The organism is uncultured Pseudomonas sp., from assembly GCF_913774235.1.
Classification (GTDB): Bacteria; Pseudomonadota; Gammaproteobacteria; order Pseudomonadales; family Pseudomonadaceae; genus Chryseomonas.
In genome coordinates this window covers 64825-80365 of sequence record NZ_CAJYDW010000017.1, presented here as the reverse complement: position 1 = coordinate 80365, position 15541 = coordinate 64825, and the positions used below count along the sequence as shown (strand labels likewise).

Here is a 15541-nt window from a genome sequence, read left to right as displayed (position 1 = left end):
ATTCAGGCCTCCGCAGCCAGCTTCGCCTGGAAGGCGGCGAAGTCCGCGGTACCGCGGATGTAGGTGTCGATCCACTGGGTGAAGGTATCGCGGTCGCGGGCGATCGGGTCCCAGGCCTGGTAGAAGCGGTTGTCGCGCTCGTAGTAGCCGTGGGCATAGGACGGATGCGCCCCACCCGGTACCACGCAGACGGCGCTCAGCGCCCAGGTCGGCAGCACGCAGGCGTTCATCGGCGCCTGGAGGTCGTCGACGATCTCTTCCACGGTGACGATGCAGCGCTGGGCGGCCAGGGCGGCTTCCTTCTGCACGCCGAGGATGCCCTGGATCAGTACGTTGCCCTGGCGGTCGGCCTTTTGCGCGTGGATGACGGTGACGTCCGGACGCACGCTGGGCACCGCGGCGAGCTTCTCGCCGGTGAAGGGGCATTCGATGAATTTGATGTCCGGGTTGACCTTGACCAGGTCCGAGCCCTGATAGCCACGCAGCACGGCGAACGGCAGGTTGGAGGCACCGGCGACATAGGCGTTGGCCAGGGCCGCGTGGCTGTGCTCGGAGATGTCCAGCTTGTGCGGCCAGCCCTTCTCCACCGCGTCACGCAGGCGGTGCAGGGAGCCGACGCCGGGGTTGCCACCCCAGGAGAAGATCAGCCGCTTGGCGCAGCCGGCGCCGATCAGCAGGTCGTAGACCAGGTCGGGGGTCATGCGCACCAGGGTCAGATCGCGCCGGTTCTGGCGGATCAACTCGTGGGCGGCGGCGGTCGGGATGAGGTGGGTGAAGCCTTCGAGGGCGACGGTGTCACCATCGTGGACGAAGCGCTGGATGGCTTCGCTCAGGGACAGGATCTGGGCCATGGATTGTCGACTCGCGTCTTTGTTATCGGCGCCGCCCGGTGCGGCGGTCTGGGATCAGACTACAAAGCCCTACCGGCGCAAACAATCCGATAATCGACTAATAGTTCGATTATCGAACAGGATTGCTCAGCAGGCTATCGACCCGACCGGTACGCGGTCAGCCGGCGCACCGGCTACACTGCCCTATCCTAGCCAAGAGCCCAACCGATGTCCGACAAATCCCGCCCCGCCCTCGAAGGCATCACCCTCGAAGCCCTGCTCACCCGCCTGGTGGAGCATCACGGCTGGGAAGAACTCGGGCGCCGCATTCCGCTGCGCTGCTTCACCCACGAACCCAGCATCAAATCCAGCCTGACCTTCCTGCGGCGCACGCCCTGGGCGCGGGAGAAGGTGGAACAGCTCTATCGACGGTTGCCCAAGCGCGCGACCTGAGCGGTAGGAGGACGCTCGCCCAAGGCCCGGTGAGCGTAGGTGAAGGACGCTCGTAGCACCCGCCATACCTATCGGCAGGGCAGCCTCTGCCCCGGTGTTTGCGTAGGTCCTCCCCGACGCGGGGGGTGCCTGGATCACCTGACCGCCGAAGAACATCGCGCACAGCCCGTGATGGCCATCACCTAATGGCAAAATTGCCAGCGAAGCCCTCTACGACGCACTTTTTCGTAGTGCTACCGTCGCCTCACCACCTCCCCATCGGCTCTGCAAGGATGCTCCCATGCCCTCTGTCCGGCGACCTGCCGCTGCCTGCTTGCGGCTGCGCACTGCCACCCTCGCCCTGCTCTTGCTGGGTAGCGCCCCTCTGGCCCAGGCCGGGATCGACCTGATCGGTATCAACCTCTCCGCCGCCTCCTTCGCGCCCCAGGTGCTGCCGGGTACCAATGGGGTCAACTACGTCTTCCCGAGCGAACAATACTTCAAGGACTGGAGCGCGCGCGGGGTCAAGACCGTGCGTCTGCCGATCCTCTGGGAGCGACTCCAGCCCACGCTCATGGGGCCGCTGGACAGTGCCTACGCCGACCTGATCGGCAAGACCCTGGGCTATGCGCACAAGAACGGCATCCGCATCCTGCTCGACCTGCACAACTCGGTGCGCTACCGCGGCGAGCTGGTGGGCAGCGACGCCGTGCCCTTCAAGGCCTTCACCGATCTCTACCAGCGCCTGGCCCTGCGCTTCGGCAACCACCCCGGTCTGTACGGCTACGACCTGTCCAACGAACCGGTCTACACCGACAACAACATCGTCAAGATCATGCAGGCCGGGGTCGACGGGGTTCGCCGCTACGACAGCGTCCATCCGGTGATCATCGAGGGCGAGGGCTATTCCAGCGCCTGGCTGTGGGACGTCTGGGGCAGCGTGGGTCTGCTCGACATCAAGGACCCCGCCAACAAGCTGATCTATTCGGCCCACACCTATCTGGATCGCAACAACAGCGGCACCTACGACCATCCCGATGACGCCGGTCCCCAGGATCCGATGGTCGGGGTGAACCGCCTCAAGCCCTTCGTCGAATGGCTCAAGGTCAACAACAAGCAGGGTTTGCTCGGCGAACTGGGCATTCCCAACGACAATCCGAACTGGCTGGTACCCTTCGAGAATACGCTCAAGTACCTGGCCGATAATTGCCTGCCGGTCACTCTCTGGGCCGGCGGCCCGGGCTGGGGTGACTACAACCTCAGCCTGGAACCCCGCAACGGCCAGGACGCACCGGCCTGGAAGATCGCCAGCAAGTACCTCAAGGCCGGCCAGCGCTGCACCAGCCAAGGCCCCGGCAAGGCGACCCCGCCGCCCGCACCGAAGCCGCGCCCTGCCCCAGGCCCCAAAGGCTCTCTCCAATAAGGGCCTATCGCGGCCATGGCGGTCCGTCGATGTGGCCGCGCCTAAGATGTGCCGGCCTATCGCGGCCATGGGCCGCTCCTACAGGCACCGTAGGAGCGGCCCATGGCCGCGATCAAAGGATCCCTTCTCCCTAGATCCACATCGACGGACCGCCCTGGCCACGCTCACCGTAGCGTGGAAAACCGCGCAGCGTTTTCCACTGACACAGAGCCACCGCGAAACGTCTGGATGAGACGCTGCCACGATCCCCGCGCGGCGGAACACGGGCAGCGTTGGCTCAGCACCCACTTACGCCCAGACGCCAACAGCCAGGCGCTCAGCCCTGCCGGAACACCAGCACCTTGAGCCCACCTTCGGGGTCTTCATCGGCGAATTCTGGCGGGTTGGCCAGACGTTCGACGAAGGCCAGGCTCGGCGCCTCCTGGGCCATGCCAGCGATGAGGAAGTCCGCGCCCACGCCGGGATCGTTGACGCAGGCCAGCACCTGGCCACCGGGGGTGAGCAGCTCCGGCAGGCGGCGCAGGATGCGCGCGTAGTCCTTGGTCAGGGCGAAGCTGCCCTGCTGGAAGCTGGGCGGATCGACGATCACCAGATCGTAGGGCCCCAGCTTGCGCACCTTGCCCCAGGACTTGAACAGTTCGTGCCCGAGAAAGGCGACCTTGCCGAGGTCGTGGCCGTTAAGGCGATGGTTCTCCCGCCCGCGGGTCAGGGGCCCGCGCGCCATGTCCAGGTTGACCACCTGGGCCGCATCCCCGGCGATGGCGGCCACGGAGAAGCCACAGGTGTAGGCGAAGAGATTGAGCACCCGCCGCCCGGCCGCCTGCTCGCGCACCCAGCGGCGGCCCAGGCGCATGTCGAGGAACAGCCCCATGTTCTGATGGCGGGAGAGATCCAGGCCGAATTTCAGGCCGTCCTCATGGATGACATGCTCCCCCACTGGCGCACCAATCAGCGCCTCGCTGGCGGCGTCGAGGCGATAGCGGTGTTGCAGCAGCAGACTGCGCGCCCCGCTGCCGGTCCAGGCCGGGGTCTCCGCCAGCGCCACCAGGGTGGCGCGCAAGGCCTCCAGCTCGGCGGCTGGCAATTCGCGAAACAGGCAGACCCGCACCACGCCTTCCAGCCAGTCGACGGTGAGCTGCTCAAGCCCTGGCAGCAAGCGGCCGCGGCCATGGATCAACCGGCGCGCTTCGCGGGGCGGGTCGGCCAGGGCAGAGGTCAGGAGATTGGTCAGGGTGGCGAGAATGGCGGTGTTCATGGTCGGATCTATAGCGGGACAAGGCGTGCATGCTACGCCGAAACCGATCGTCCCGAGGGATAACCATGACAATGCCTGATTACGCGCTAGGCGAGTGCGAGCAGAACACTGCCAAAGCACCGCGGCGCCTCTTCGGGATTGAATTCTTTTACCACCCCCTCACCACCACGAAGATACTTGGCGCATGATGAACTAATGCGCATCCATCTTGCCTAGCCCGCCGCTCAGTCGAGCGATCTGTACCCCGGTTTAATCGTCGACATGAATGTTGGCGCGTCGCTCAACGTATTCCCAAGATGACTCTATCTTTATAATTTCGAAAGATTCGTGCGACTGTGGCGCCATGTCCTGTCACAGCGTTATCTTTTCCATACCCTTTACTTCGTGCAGCCAAACCCATGACGATGGATACACGCACCGCGACGCCGCAGGACCAAACAGGGCTGCACTCTCACCAACTACCGCTTTTCCCTGCCGTCGACGAGCCGCCTGCCATGAGTGCAGAGCCTGTTCGGACAGAAAAATCATTCAGCAGATATGTCGTCTACGTAGATGAAAGTGGGGACCATGGACTGGAACGAATTGACCCTAACTATCCCGTTTTTACCCTAGCCTTCTGCATTTTCCACAAGAACCACTATGCCCAACGCGTAGTGCCTTCAATCGAGACCTTCAAGTTCAAACATTTTGGACATGATCTCGTGGTCTTGCATGAAACCGACATTCGCAAGGAGAAGAGTGGTTTCCGCTTCGACAGTCGCCAACATAAAGAGCTCTTCCTGGATGAGCTGACGGACATCATCGAAACCAGCAACTTCATCCTGATCGCTTGCGTCATCGACAAGCATCGCTTGCGTGAGCGGAGCGACAATCCTTACCACCTGGCGCTGGGCTTTTGTTTAGAGACGCTGTACGAGTTTCTCGAAGAAAAGCAGGAACAGTCATTGACGACGCATATCGTGGTGGAATGCCGGGGCAGACGAGAAGACGCGGAACTTGAACTTGAATTCAGGCGCCTGTGTGCTGGAGACAATAGATTCAGTCGAATACTACCTTTCGAGATCGTCTTCGCCGACAAGAAGACCAACTCTTCCGGCCTGCAACTGGCAGATCTGGTAGCACGGCCTATAGGACTATCGGTCGTCAAACCCGAGCAGCCGAACCGGGCTTTCGACCTGCTGAAGCGAAAATTCTTCTGCAGCGGTGGCCGTATGCAGGTAGGCATAGGCTTCGAAGGCTGGGGCTTGAAAATTCACCCACCGCTAGAAAGCGAAAGGCCCCGGTGATCGCACCGAGGCCATGACGCCGACCGGGAACCCCCAGTCCATTTATTTAGTGATTGTAGAGTTGATATGCAAAGATGCGCAAGCGGGCAAGGCCGCTACCCCACGAGCGGACTTCGCGTTACATCCTGGCCGCGTACAGAACCAAGGGAAGCGATCTAGCGCTAGTCTTACAAGCTGCTGAACAGGCAGGTTGCCTGCGCTTCCAATGCGTAGCCCAACCCTGACACTTCCTCTCAAGTCGCATCGGCGTGGCTGACCCCCCCCTTGATCAGCACGGCCAGGGCGGCGAGACCGGCCGGCACCAGCAGCGCGGTGAGCACCTGGGTGAAGGTCCAGCCCAGGCCCAGCAGGGTCGCGCCCATCCAGGCGCCGGTGATGGCGCCGAAGCGGCCGATACCGAGCATCCAGGACACTCCGGTGGCGCGGCCATGGGTCGGGTAGTAGCGCGCCGCCAGCGAGGGCATGGCCGACTGGGCGCCGTTGATGCACATGCCGGCCACCAGCACCAGGGTGGCTACCAGGGCGACCTGCCCCAGGCTCTGGCCGACGCAGTAGGCGAAGATGCCGGCGAGGGCATAGAACAGGCCGATCACCTTGTGCGGATTGAATCTGTCCATGGCCCAGCCGACGAACACCGCGCTGAGCACCCCGCCGAATTGGAACAGCGCGCCGATCAGCGCGGCCTGCTCCAGGCTGGCACCGGCGTCGCGCATTAGGGTCGGCAACCAGCTGGTGAGCAGGTAGACGATCACCAGGCCCATGAAATAGGTCAGCCACAGCAGCAGGGTGCCGGCGCTGAAGGTGCGATTGAAGATCACCGCGAAGACATTGCCAGCCTTGACCGTCCGCTGCTCGGGCACCACGAAGTGCCGCGCCTCGGCGGCCTCGCTGCCGATAGGGGCGAGAACCTTGCGGATGCGCTCGGCGCTCTTGCCATGCACCACCAGGTAGCGTGCCGACTCCGGCAGCCAGAGCAGCAGCACCACGGCCAGCGCCAGGGGCAGTACGCCACCCAGCACCAGCAGACTGTGCCAGCCGTAGGCCGGGATCATCCAGGCCGAGACGAAGCCACCACCGGCCATACCCAGGTTGAAACCGCAGAACATGCTGGTCACCAGCAACGACTTGAGCCGCTCGGGGGTGTATTCCGAGAGCAGCGTGGTGGCATTGGGCATGGCGGCGCCGAGGCCCAGGCCGGTGAGGAATCTCAGGACCACCAGTTGGTCGAGGTTGGCACTGAAGGCCGACAGCAGGCTGAAGCCACCGAAGATGAAGGTGGCGACCACCAAAACGCCCTTGCGGCCGAAGCGATCCGCCAGCGGACCGGAGAACAGCGCGCCGAAGACCATGCCGCCCAGGGCGGCGCTCATCACCGGCCCGAGGCTGGCGCGCGGAATGCCCCACTCCACCGACAACGCCGGGGCGATGAAACCCATGGCGGCGGTATCCAGGCCATCGAGGAAGACGATCAGGAAACACAGGGCGACGATGCGCCACTGGTAGGCGGACAGCGCCTGGCGATTGATGAACTGCTGGACGTCCAGGGTGCCGGACACGGCCGGCGCGGGACTGCCGGCCAAGGGCAAGGCGGTGGATTCGAAGGCTTGGGTCATGGCGAGGCGCTCATTGTTGTTATTCCGTCATACGACGCTCGCCCGACCTTAAGCCCCTCCCCAATGCCCTGACAATTCGATTATCGGCGACCTGATCGATAATCGACCGCTTTTCCTGACCGGTCGGTCTCAGGCGGGTTGCAGCGCCCAGCCCAACCAGCGCCGGGCCTCGCGCACGTCGCTCAAGAGATCGTGCTGCCAGAGCCAGGCGAAGCGCTGGGCCAGGGTCTGGCCCAGACGGGCCTCGTCGTCGCCGACGGTCCTATCGCGGTACTCGTAGAGTTCGCCGGCCTCCCAGGAGGTGCGCTGGGTTCGGCAGGCGCGGGGCAGGCGCCAGCGTTCGTAGGCCTGCAGCACCCGCTCAAGGTTGCCCTGTTCCACTTGCGGATCGATCAGCAGTTCGCGCAGGAACCAGGCGTCTTCCAGACCCTGACCGGCGCCGGCGCCCTGGTGCGGCAGCATGGCGTGGGCAGCATCGCCGAGCAGTGCGGCGCGCCCGTGCACGTAGTGCGGCAGCTCTTCGAGGTCGTGCAGCGCCCAGAGCGTCGGCGAGGCGATGGACTCCACCAGGGTGCGCGCCGCCAGGCCCCAGTCGGCGAAGGCCGCCCCCACCTCAGCGCGACTGGCGTTGCGTACCCAGGGCTGGTCCGCCGGCCAGACCGCCGAGCGTGGCTGGGCGGTGAGGAAGGCGACGATATTGATGATCCGCCCCTGCTTGATTGGGAAGGTGAGGATATGGCCGTCCTGGGCCAGGTACATCTGCGGTACGTCGAGCAGGTGCTGGTCGAGTCCGGCGGCGCGAAAGCGCTCGCGTAACAGCTCGCGCTCCACCAGGCCGCGATAGGCGACGCTGCCGGTGAAGCGCGGTCCCGGATCGCTCAAGCCGTGGCCGGCCAGGACCGGCGCGCGCAGGCCGGACTTGATGCCGTCGGCGGCCAGTACCAGGTCGCAATGATGGGTGGTGCCGTCGGTAAAGCTCAGGGTGGCGCCCGCGGCGTCCTGCTGCAGGCCGCAGGCGCGCTTGCCGAACACCGCCAGGCCCGTGGGCAGCCGGCGCGCCAGGGCGTCGAGGAAGTCGGCGCGGTGGATGGAGGACTGGCCGACGCCCGGCGCCAGGGTAGCGCCCAGGTAGCCGGCATCGCTGCCGCGGCGCCACTCGAACCAGACGTCCTGCCAGGGTTCGGGGGTGCGGTCGGCCAGGGCCTGGTAGGGCTCGGCCATGCCCAGCCCGGCCAGGGCGCGCACGGCGTTGGCGCCGAAGGACACCCCGGCGCCGATCTCGCCGAAGGCCGGGGCGGATTCGAACAGGGTGACCTTGAGGTGCGGCGCGTCCTTCAGGCCGAGGGCCAGGCCGACGCCGGCGATGCCACCACCGACGATGGCGACGTTGAGGGGAGCGTTCATGGGAATTCCTCGCGCAGGGCCTGCCGCTAGTCGCGACCGGCCAGGTGGATGGCTTCGGCCAGGGCCTGGGGCCGAGTGAAGAGCACCTCGTGGCTACCGGCCAGGGACACCAGGCGATAGCCGCCCAGGCGCTCGCTCAGGCGCGGGTGCCAGCCGTACTGGCCGGGCGGCAGGGCCACGTCGTCCTGGGCGTAGAGCCAGCTGCGCGGCAGCGGCAGGCTGTCGAAGGTCTTCAGCGGCACGGCGTCGAAGTGGCTACGCGCCGGGGTCGGGGTGAGGTACTCGGCATAGACCGCCTGGGCCTGCTCCAGGCTGGCATCGCCGATGAAGGCGTCCCGGAACACCGGAAAGGGCAGCATGATGCCGCCATCGGGTTGCTCCAGCTGGCGCCAGAGAGCCTGGTAGTGCGGCGGTACCAGGTCGAACAGCGCCTCGCCGTCACGCAGCACGAAGGCGTTGTGGAACACCAGCCGCTTGAGCCGCGCGGTCTCGATCTCGGCCAGGCGCTGCAGTACGGTGCCGCCCCAGCTGTGGCCGAGGGCGACCACGTCATGCAGGTCGTGGCGGCGCACGTAGTCGACCAGGGAATCCACGCAGTCGGCGTGGCTGGCCGCCAGGTCCGCGCCGTGACCGTGGCCAGCCAGGGTCGGGGCATGCACCTCGGCACCCTGGGCACGCAGGGCCTGGGCGACGCCGTCCCAGGCACGGCCGTCGTGCCAGGAACCATGGATCAGCAGGTAGGTAGTGGTCATGGTGTCGTCCTCCTAGAAGCGGTAGCCAATGCCGAGATTGAGATAGTTGACGTCGGTGCCGACGGTGATGCCCTGGCTGGCGCCGCTGCCTTTGAGGCGGTCGTTGACCGCATAGAGGTAGCTGCCGGTGAGCTCCCAGCCGTTGCCCAGCCGATAGCTGGCGCCGAGGCTGTAGTGGTCGTACTGGGCCAGCGGGGCCAGGGTGGCGAAGGTGGCTTCGCTGCTGGGGATGAAGTGGTTGGAGAAGGAGGCGCCGGCACGCAGCGTCCACTGCTCGTTCAGCTCGTAGCTGGCGCCGAAACGCAGGATTTTCTGATCGCGCCAGCCGAAGCCGGGTCCGTCGCTGGCGCCCAGGGGTCCACCTTCGGTGAGGCGATTGCCATAGGCATGCTCGCCGGACCAGTTGATCCACAGGGCGTCGGCAGCCAGGGTCAGTTGCGGGGTGGCCTTGAATGCCAGGCCGACGCCGGCCTGCTGCGGCAGGTTCAGGCGACCGTCCGGCAACAGGCCGCGATAGCGCTTCAGGCGCTGGAACCACAGCGGACTGGCGTAGCTGATGCCCAGGCTCAGGCGCTCGCTCAGGGCGCCCTGGTAGCCCAGGGCGAAGCCGCCGCCATAGGCCTTGTCGGCCCCCGGACTGGCGAAGCCGAAGCCTTCCAGCCCGGCGATGTCCAGGCGCTGGTAAGCCAGCCGCGGCGAGAAGCCGATATAGTGACCCGGAGCCAGGCGCCAGGTGACGGTGGGCGCCAGCACCACCTGCTGCAGGCTGGACTTGAGGTCATGGGTACCGAACACCGGCTCGCCGTAGTCCAGGGCGATGCCCTGGCCGAACACCGAGAGACCGGCGCTCAGATCCTCGTTGATGACCCGGTTGAAGCCGCCGGTGGGCACGGCGACCACGGCATTGTCGGCATAGTGGTTGTTGCCGACCTCGGTGCGGATCGGTGCCCGCAACAGGGTCAGATCGGCGTCGAAGCGATTGCCCAGCAGGGCCATGCCGGCCGGGTTGTTGGCGGAGGCGGCGGCATCCTGCGGCAGGGCGATGGACACCCCGGCCATGCCCATGGCCTTGGCGCCATAGGCGGGCAGTTGGACACCATTGTTGGCCTGGACCGGCAGGCTGGTGCCGAGACCGAGCAGCAAGGCGGAGGCGACGGGCAGAACCGTGCTGGCGGATAACGCGAAAGGCTTGGACATGGCGGTGCGCTCGAGTTGTTGTTGTAGGAGCGTTGTCGCTGGGCGGGACGTCTGGCGTCCCTGGTGTCCATGCTCGCCTCCACTCACCCTCGTCACTATCCCGCCACTGTGCGGGACTATCCGCCTACCGCCGTCTAGCTCGGCCGTCGCGCCAGGTGGTCGAGGGCGTTTCGCCGAACCGCACCCGATACTGCTGGGCGAAACGCCCCAGGTGCAGGAAGCCATGGGCCAGGGCCACCTCGGTCACGCTGCGCGCGCTCGCCTGGGGATCGAGCAGCACCTGGCGGACCCGCTCCAGCCGACGTTGCCGCACGAATTCCAGCGGCGAGCAGCCGACCTCGCGCTGGAACAGGCTGAACAGGGCCCGCTCGCTGAGGTGCACCTGGGCAGCCAGTTGGCGCGGCGTGAGTTCTGCGTCCAGCTGCGCCTCGATAAGCTCCACCAGTTGGGCGAAGCGATTGCAGGGTTCCCTCCTGCTCGCCGGCGCAGCCAGGTTGCTCGGCAATTGCAGCAGCAGCTTGCTCGCCAGGATCTGCAGGTAGGGCTCGTGAAAGCCCCCGGGCAGCGCCGTCTCGGCCTCATGGCAGATCAGGCTGAGCAGGTCGAGGATGTCGCTGGAAGGACGTTGCGCCTGAGGTCGGGTGAAGCGGATGCCCGCAGCCGGCAGACTCCAGCCGCGGGCCTGGCAGACACGCTCCAGCAGCGTCGCCGGTAGCTTGACGATGAACTTCTCGCAGTCGTCGGAGTAGACCAGGTCCACCGGCTCGCTGGGATTGAGCAGCATCAACTCGCCGGGGCCGTAGCAGCGCGAGCCGTCACGGCCCTGCCAAAGGCAGCGACCGCGCAAGAGGATCTGCAGGTGGTAGAGGTCGTCGAGCGCGGGGGCGAGGATGCGCACCTGGCCGGCGTAGTGCAGCCGGCAGAGGTCGAGGGCGGCGAAAGGACGATGGGCGAGACTGGCCCGGGCGGCGACGTCGCGGCCGATCTGCAGGCGATGGTTGCCCAGATGACGACCGACGTACTCCGAGACCTGACCGGGCGCGCAGGCAGCGAAGACCTGGCTGCGTTCACTCAGCAAGACCCTGTCCATGGCGATGCTCCTGGCAGTTTGTTGTTATGCCGCCAGGATGCGCAGCCGCTCTAGCACCTGTCCAATACCAGCGAGGTTGCCTGTCCATACCCCCAGGGTATGGCGCCCCACCGCACCATGCCGCGGGATCGGCGCCACGACGAGATAGCCATTTGCGTCCCCGACGACAGCCAAGGCGATCCACGGCCAATCGCCACTAGTACAGAAGCACTAGCTGTACACCCGTACTATTCGTCGCTGCAGAGCGGCTCCAGATACTTCCCGCGCTGGCTACCGGCCGGTCAGGAAAGGTCGAGGTGGCGACAAAGGTCGCTGCCACCCTGACACCCATGGAGTCTCTGGAGTCGTTATGAAGCCCCTATTCAAACAATCCCCGCTCGCCCTCGCCATCACCCTTGCGCTGTTGCCGCAGGCCCAGGCGGCGGACTATGTGATCAGCAGTGGCCAGGAAACCTGGAGCTCGGATCGAACCATCAATGGCGAAGTAGTGGTCAGGCCAGGCAGTGGCGGCACCGCCAGCCTCGTCATCAACAACGGCGCGACCGTGACCAGCCAGGGCGGCGAGGTCAGCAGCCCTTCCAGCAACTCCGCCGCCAACGTCGGCCAGGGCAGCATCCTGGTAACGGGCGCCGGTACCCACTGGACGGTGCCGCAAACGCCTTACGTGCTGGGCAATACCATCCTGATCGGCAGCAGCGGTCGGGGCATTCTCACCATCGATGACGGTGCCCAGGTATCGGTCAGGGATCTGCAGTTGAGTAGCAACGGCAACACCGGCAATGCGCTGTCCCGCGCGGAGCTGGTGGTGAACGGACAGAATTCCCTGCTCGACACCGTCAATGTGAATGCCGGCTGGTCCGGCTTGCTGTACGACTCGCGCATCACGGTCGCCAACGGCGGCCACATCACCAGCCAACAGGTCGCCATCGACTCGGTCACCCAGCTCTCGGGCAACGGCAGCCGCTGGGACAACAGCGGCGCCTTCACCACCAAGAACGACCTCAGCCTGAGCGACGGCGCGGTGCTGACCAGCAACACCCTGGCGCTGGGCTCGGCGCACAACGACCGCAATACCCAGGTGACCGTCTCCGGCCAAGGCACGCAGTTGGCCGTGGCCCAAGGCTTGACCCTCGGCACCACCAGCTCCAGCACCGTGCTGACACTCTCCAACGGCGCCCAGCTGAGCGCCGGCAACGGCCTGACCCTCGGCACCCTGACCGGGGTCAACACCGCCGCGAGTGGCGCTCTCAGCATCGGCGGCGGCGTGACGGTGGACGATGGCAGTAGCGCCTACGACTCCGTCACCGCCAGTAGCGCCCAGGCCGCTGGGCAACTGGATCCCCAGACCGCCGTCCGCTTCGGTCCCGGCCGCGGTACCCTGGCCTTCAACCATACCGACAGCGGCCTGCAATTCGGCAACAGCGTAGGCGGCCAAGGGCGGATCTACTCCTTCGCCGGGGACACCACGATGAGTGGCGATCTCTCCGGCTTCTCCGGCTCCGTCGTGGTGCGCGGCGGCCGGCTGGTGCTCGCCGGGAACGTCGACCAGGTCAACCTGGGCGGTGCTTCCAGCTTCTCCCAGAGTTATTCGCGGCTGAACGTCGGCAACGGCACCCTGGTGGTCAATGGCACCGTCGGCCGCACCCAATTCGACACCTACACCAACAGCGCCCAGGTGCTGGACGGTGGTGTCCTGGCCGGTAACGGCCAGGTCGGCAGCACTACAGTGGCCTCCGGCGGTACCCTCTCGCCCGGCGAGGGCGCCATCGGCACCCTGAGCATCCAGGGCAACCTGGACATGGCCTCCGGCTCGCGTTACGCCGCGGACATCGCCGGCAACGGTACGGGCGACCGCATCAACGTCAGCGGCACCGCCACCCTGCGCGGCACTCAGGTCGCGGTGACCGCTCTGGACCCGCAGCAAAGCTACCAGAGCGGCCAGAGCTATACCCTGCTGCGCGCCCAGGGCGGCCTGGTCGACGGTGCCGCTCAGGGCACCGCCTATGCCCAGGCGGTGAGCAACTCGGCCTTCCTCGACGTGAGCCTGCAGCGGACGGCCACCGACCTCAATCTGACCATCGCGCAAAAGGACACTACCCCCACGAATCCCGGCAATCCATCGAATCCAGGCAATCCCAGCAATCCCGGGAATCCGTCGAACCCAGGCAATCCGGGCACCGGCACCCCGACCAATCCGGGCATCTTCCAGACCGTGATGGAAACCTCCAACCAGTGGAACACCGCGGGCGCCCTCGGCGAGCTGGCCCAGAGCGGCGCCCCCCTGCGCCTGTACAACAACCTGCTGATCCTGGATGCAGCCAGCGCCCGCGAGGCCGCCGACCAGTTGTCCGGCGATTACCAGGCCAGTACCTCGACCGCCTTGATCGCCAACAGCCAGGTGGTCTCCGGCGTCCTCGGCAATCGTCTGCGCAGCCTGCTGGACCTGGGTTCGCTGCGCATGCCGGCCATGGCGCTCAACTTCCAGCCCGGCACCGCACCGGCGGAAAACGGCGCCTGGGTACAGCCCTTCGGCAACTGGACCCGCCTGGGCGGCCAGAACGGCGCCAGCGGCCTGCGGCAAGACACCGGTGGCGTGCTGATCGGTGCCGACGGCAGCTTCACCGAGGATTGGCGCGGCGGCATTTACGGCGGCTACAGCCGCTCGAACTTCAACGCCGACGATCGCGATGCCAGCGGCCACAGCGACAACTACCACCTCGGCCTCTACACCGGCGGCCAGATCGACGCCCTGCGCCTGAGTGCCGACCTGGGCTACACCTGGCATCGCCTGGAGAGCGAGCGCGACGTCGGCTTCGCCAGCTACAGCGATCGCCTGACCGGCAAGCGCAACGCCGAATCCCTGCAGGCCGGGGGTGAAGCCGCCTATCGCATCCCCTTCGGCCAGGTGGTGCTGGAACCCTTCGCCGGGCTCTCCTACGTGCGCTTCGACGCCGCGGACCTACACGAGAAAGGCGGCCCGGCCGCGCTGGACATCTCCAGCGACACCCAGGACACCTTCTTCTCGACGCTGGGCCTGCGCGCGACGGCCAACACCCGGCTGGCCAACCACGAAACGCAGCTCTATGGCTCGCTGGGCTGGCGCCGCGCCTATGGTGATCTGGACCCGCGCAACGTGCAGTCCTTCGCCGGCGGTCCGAGCTTCGAGGTGCAGGGCGTGCCACAGGCGCGCGACACCGCGGTAACCGAGGTCGGGGCGACCCTGCGGGTGAACCGACTGACCGACGTAGGACTGTCCTACCAGGGCCAGTTCGGCTCGGACACCCGCTTCCACTCGGTGAATGCCGGGCTGACGGTGCGCTTCTAAGCCCAGGTTGGCGGAGTGCCCGGCTAGTGGAACAGCCGGGTGCTCAGCTCTTCACTGGCCGCCAGCAACACCGGCAGGAATTTCGCCTCCAGCTCCTGGCGGCTGACCCGGCTGGCATGGGTGCCGACGTTGAGCGACGCCAGCACCTGGCCGGCCGCGTCTCTCAAGGGCACTGCCAGGGATCTCAGCCCCACTTCCAGCTCCTGATCGACGATCACGTAGCCCTGCTGCCGCACCTGGCCCAGGCACTCGATGAGCGCCGGCGGCTGATAGAGGGTGCGACTGGTCTTGGCCTGCAGGTCGGCGTGCTCCAGATAGTCGTGTAGCGCGGCATCGTCCAGGGCGGCGAGCAGAATGCGGCCCATGGAGGTGCAATAGGCCGGTAGCCGGCTACCGACGCTGAGATCCACCGAGATCAGCCGCTGCGGCGTCGCCGAGCGGGCGATGTAGAGGATCTCGTCGCCCTCCAGGGTGGCCATGGAGCAGGCCTCGTGCAGCTGTTCGCTCAGGCGATCGAGCACCGGCTGGGCGGTGACCGCCAGCGGCGTCGACGACAGATAGGCATGGCCCAGGGTCAGCACCTTGGGCAGCAGCGAATAGGTGCGACCGTCGGTGGTGACGTAGCCCAGCTTCATCAGGGTATGCAGGCAACGGCGCACCGCGGCGCGAGGGATCTCGGTGCGATGGCTGATCTGGGCGATGGTCAGCTGGCGCTTGCGTTCCTGGAAGGCGTGGATCACCGCCAACCCACGCGCCAGGGAGGTCATGAAGTTCGGGTCGCCGGTGAAGGCCTCGATGCGCTTGGCCGGCGAGGCGATGATGGGCGGCGCCGCCAGCGGCGGCAGGCCGGTGGCGTGAGCGGTGCGGTTATCGTCCATCGGGGCGGTCCTCGGCAGGCTTTTGATCGATTATCGAGCGAAGGGGCGATTATCGC

The 15541-nt window shown here is 66.2% G+C and carries 12 protein-coding genes; 4 read left to right on the top strand and 8 right to left on the bottom strand.

All coding sequences use genetic code 11. The features are described from left to right. Window positions 1–2: 2 nt before the first annotated feature. Window positions 3–851, bottom strand: a complete 849-nt coding sequence (locus QZ471_RS17425; RefSeq protein ID WP_295466099.1) for a CoA transferase subunit A — start codon at window positions 849–851, stop codon at window positions 3–5. Between the two features lie 207 nt (window positions 852–1058). Here QZ471_RS17425 and QZ471_RS17420 point away from each other — a divergent pair, with 207 nt between their 5' ends. Both QZ471_RS17420 and QZ471_RS17415 read left to right on the top strand, forming a co-directional pair. Next, the gene (locus QZ471_RS17420; RefSeq protein WP_295466097.1) at window positions 1059–1283 is read left to right on the top strand and encodes a VF530 family protein; all 225 of its coding nucleotides are present in this window, start codon (window positions 1059–1061) and stop codon (window positions 1281–1283) included. Window positions 1284–1563: 280 nt separating this feature from the next. After that, on the top strand, window positions 1564–2685 hold the full coding sequence (locus QZ471_RS17415; protein WP_295466095.1) for a cellulase family glycosylhydrolase: 1122 nt from the start codon (window positions 1564–1566) through the stop codon (window positions 2683–2685). Window positions 2686–3001: 316 nt separating this feature from the next. On the opposite strand, the gene QZ471_RS17410 is transcribed toward QZ471_RS17415, so the two are convergent. Beyond that, window positions 3002–3940 (bottom strand): class I SAM-dependent methyltransferase, encoded by a 939-nt coding sequence (locus QZ471_RS17410; RefSeq protein WP_295466093.1) that lies wholly within the window; start codon window positions 3938–3940, stop codon window positions 3002–3004. A gap of 494 nt (window positions 3941–4434) precedes the next feature. On the opposite strand from QZ471_RS17410, the gene QZ471_RS17405 reads away from it, so the two are divergent. Next, window positions 4435–5226: a DUF3800 domain-containing protein gene (locus tag QZ471_RS17405; protein WP_295466737.1), complete on the top strand. Its 792-nt coding sequence runs from the start codon at window positions 4435–4437 to the stop codon at window positions 5224–5226. Between the two features lie 233 nt (window positions 5227–5459). Here the strand turns inward: QZ471_RS17405 and QZ471_RS17400 are convergent, their stop codons facing one another. The 5 genes from QZ471_RS17400 to QZ471_RS17380 all read right to left on the bottom strand — a co-directional run bounded on the left by QZ471_RS17400 (window position 5460) and on the right by QZ471_RS17380 (window position 11282). Continuing rightward, window positions 5460–6839 carry an MFS transporter gene (locus QZ471_RS17400; RefSeq protein WP_295466091.1) on the bottom strand — a complete coding sequence of 460 codons (1380 nt, stop codon included), beginning with the start codon at window positions 6837–6839 and terminating at the stop codon, window positions 5460–5462. A gap of 129 nt (window positions 6840–6968) precedes the next feature. Next, entirely contained in the window at window positions 6969–8243 is a 1275-nt protein-coding gene (gene salA, locus QZ471_RS17395) for a salicylate 1-monooxygenase (RefSeq protein ID WP_295466089.1), read from the bottom strand. A 26-nt stretch (window positions 8244–8269) separates the two neighbouring features. Then, window positions 8270–8995, bottom strand: a complete 726-nt coding sequence (locus QZ471_RS17390) for an alpha/beta hydrolase family protein (protein ID WP_295466087.1) — start codon at window positions 8993–8995, stop codon at window positions 8270–8272. A gap of 12 nt (window positions 8996–9007) precedes the next feature. After that, the gene (locus QZ471_RS17385; protein WP_295466085.1) at window positions 9008–10192 is read right to left on the bottom strand and encodes an outer membrane protein transport protein; all 1185 of its coding nucleotides are present in this window, start codon (window positions 10190–10192) and stop codon (window positions 9008–9010) included. Between the two features lie 124 nt (window positions 10193–10316). Then, the gene (locus QZ471_RS17380; RefSeq protein WP_295466083.1) at window positions 10317–11282 is read right to left on the bottom strand and encodes an AraC family transcriptional regulator; all 966 of its coding nucleotides are present in this window, start codon (window positions 11280–11282) and stop codon (window positions 10317–10319) included. Between the two features lie 430 nt (window positions 11283–11712). Between QZ471_RS17380 and QZ471_RS17375 the strand changes: the two genes are divergently transcribed. Next, window positions 11713–14607, top strand: coding sequence for an autotransporter domain-containing protein (locus QZ471_RS17375; protein ID WP_295466727.1), 2895 nt, complete (start codon window positions 11713–11715; stop codon window positions 14605–14607). Window positions 14608–14630: 23 nt separating this feature from the next. Here QZ471_RS17375 and QZ471_RS17370 read toward each other — a convergent pair whose 3' ends face one another. Next, window positions 14631–15485 carry an IclR family transcriptional regulator C-terminal domain-containing protein gene (locus tag QZ471_RS17370; protein WP_295466081.1) on the bottom strand — a complete coding sequence of 285 codons (855 nt, stop codon included), beginning with the start codon at window positions 15483–15485 and terminating at the stop codon, window positions 14631–14633. Window positions 15486–15541: the final 56 nt, after the last annotated feature.

Coding starts and splice junctions, on each gene's coding strand:
- QZ471_RS17390 (WP_295466087.1), bottom strand. CDS start 8,995: ATGACCACTACCTACCTGCTGATCCATGGTTCCTGGCACGACGGCCGT.
- salA (WP_295466089.1), bottom strand. CDS start 8,243: ATGAACGCTCCCCTCAACGTCGCCATCGTCGGTGGTGGCATCGCCGGC.
- QZ471_RS17410 (WP_295466093.1), bottom strand. CDS start 3,940: ATGAACACCGCCATTCTCGCCACCCTGACCAATCTCCTGACCTCTGCC.
- QZ471_RS17370 (WP_295466081.1), bottom strand. CDS start 15,485: ATGGACGATAACCGCACCGCTCACGCCACCGGCCTGCCGCCGCTGGCG.
- QZ471_RS17425 (WP_295466099.1), bottom strand. CDS start 851: ATGGCCCAGATCCTGTCCCTGAGCGAAGCCATCCAGCGCTTCGTCCAC.
- QZ471_RS17420 (WP_295466097.1), top strand. CDS start 1,059: ATGTCCGACAAATCCCGCCCCGCCCTCGAAGGCATCACCCTCGAAGCC.
- QZ471_RS17405 (WP_295466737.1), top strand. CDS start 4,435: ATGAGTGCAGAGCCTGTTCGGACAGAAAAATCATTCAGCAGATATGTC.
- QZ471_RS17400 (WP_295466091.1), bottom strand. CDS start 6,839: ATGACCCAAGCCTTCGAATCCACCGCCTTGCCCTTGGCCGGCAGTCCC.
- QZ471_RS17385 (WP_295466085.1), bottom strand. CDS start 10,192: ATGTCCAAGCCTTTCGCGTTATCCGCCAGCACGGTTCTGCCCGTCGCC.
- QZ471_RS17415 (WP_295466095.1), top strand. CDS start 1,564: ATGCCCTCTGTCCGGCGACCTGCCGCTGCCTGCTTGCGGCTGCGCACT.
- QZ471_RS17380 (WP_295466083.1), bottom strand. CDS start 11,282: ATGGACAGGGTCTTGCTGAGTGAACGCAGCCAGGTCTTCGCTGCCTGC.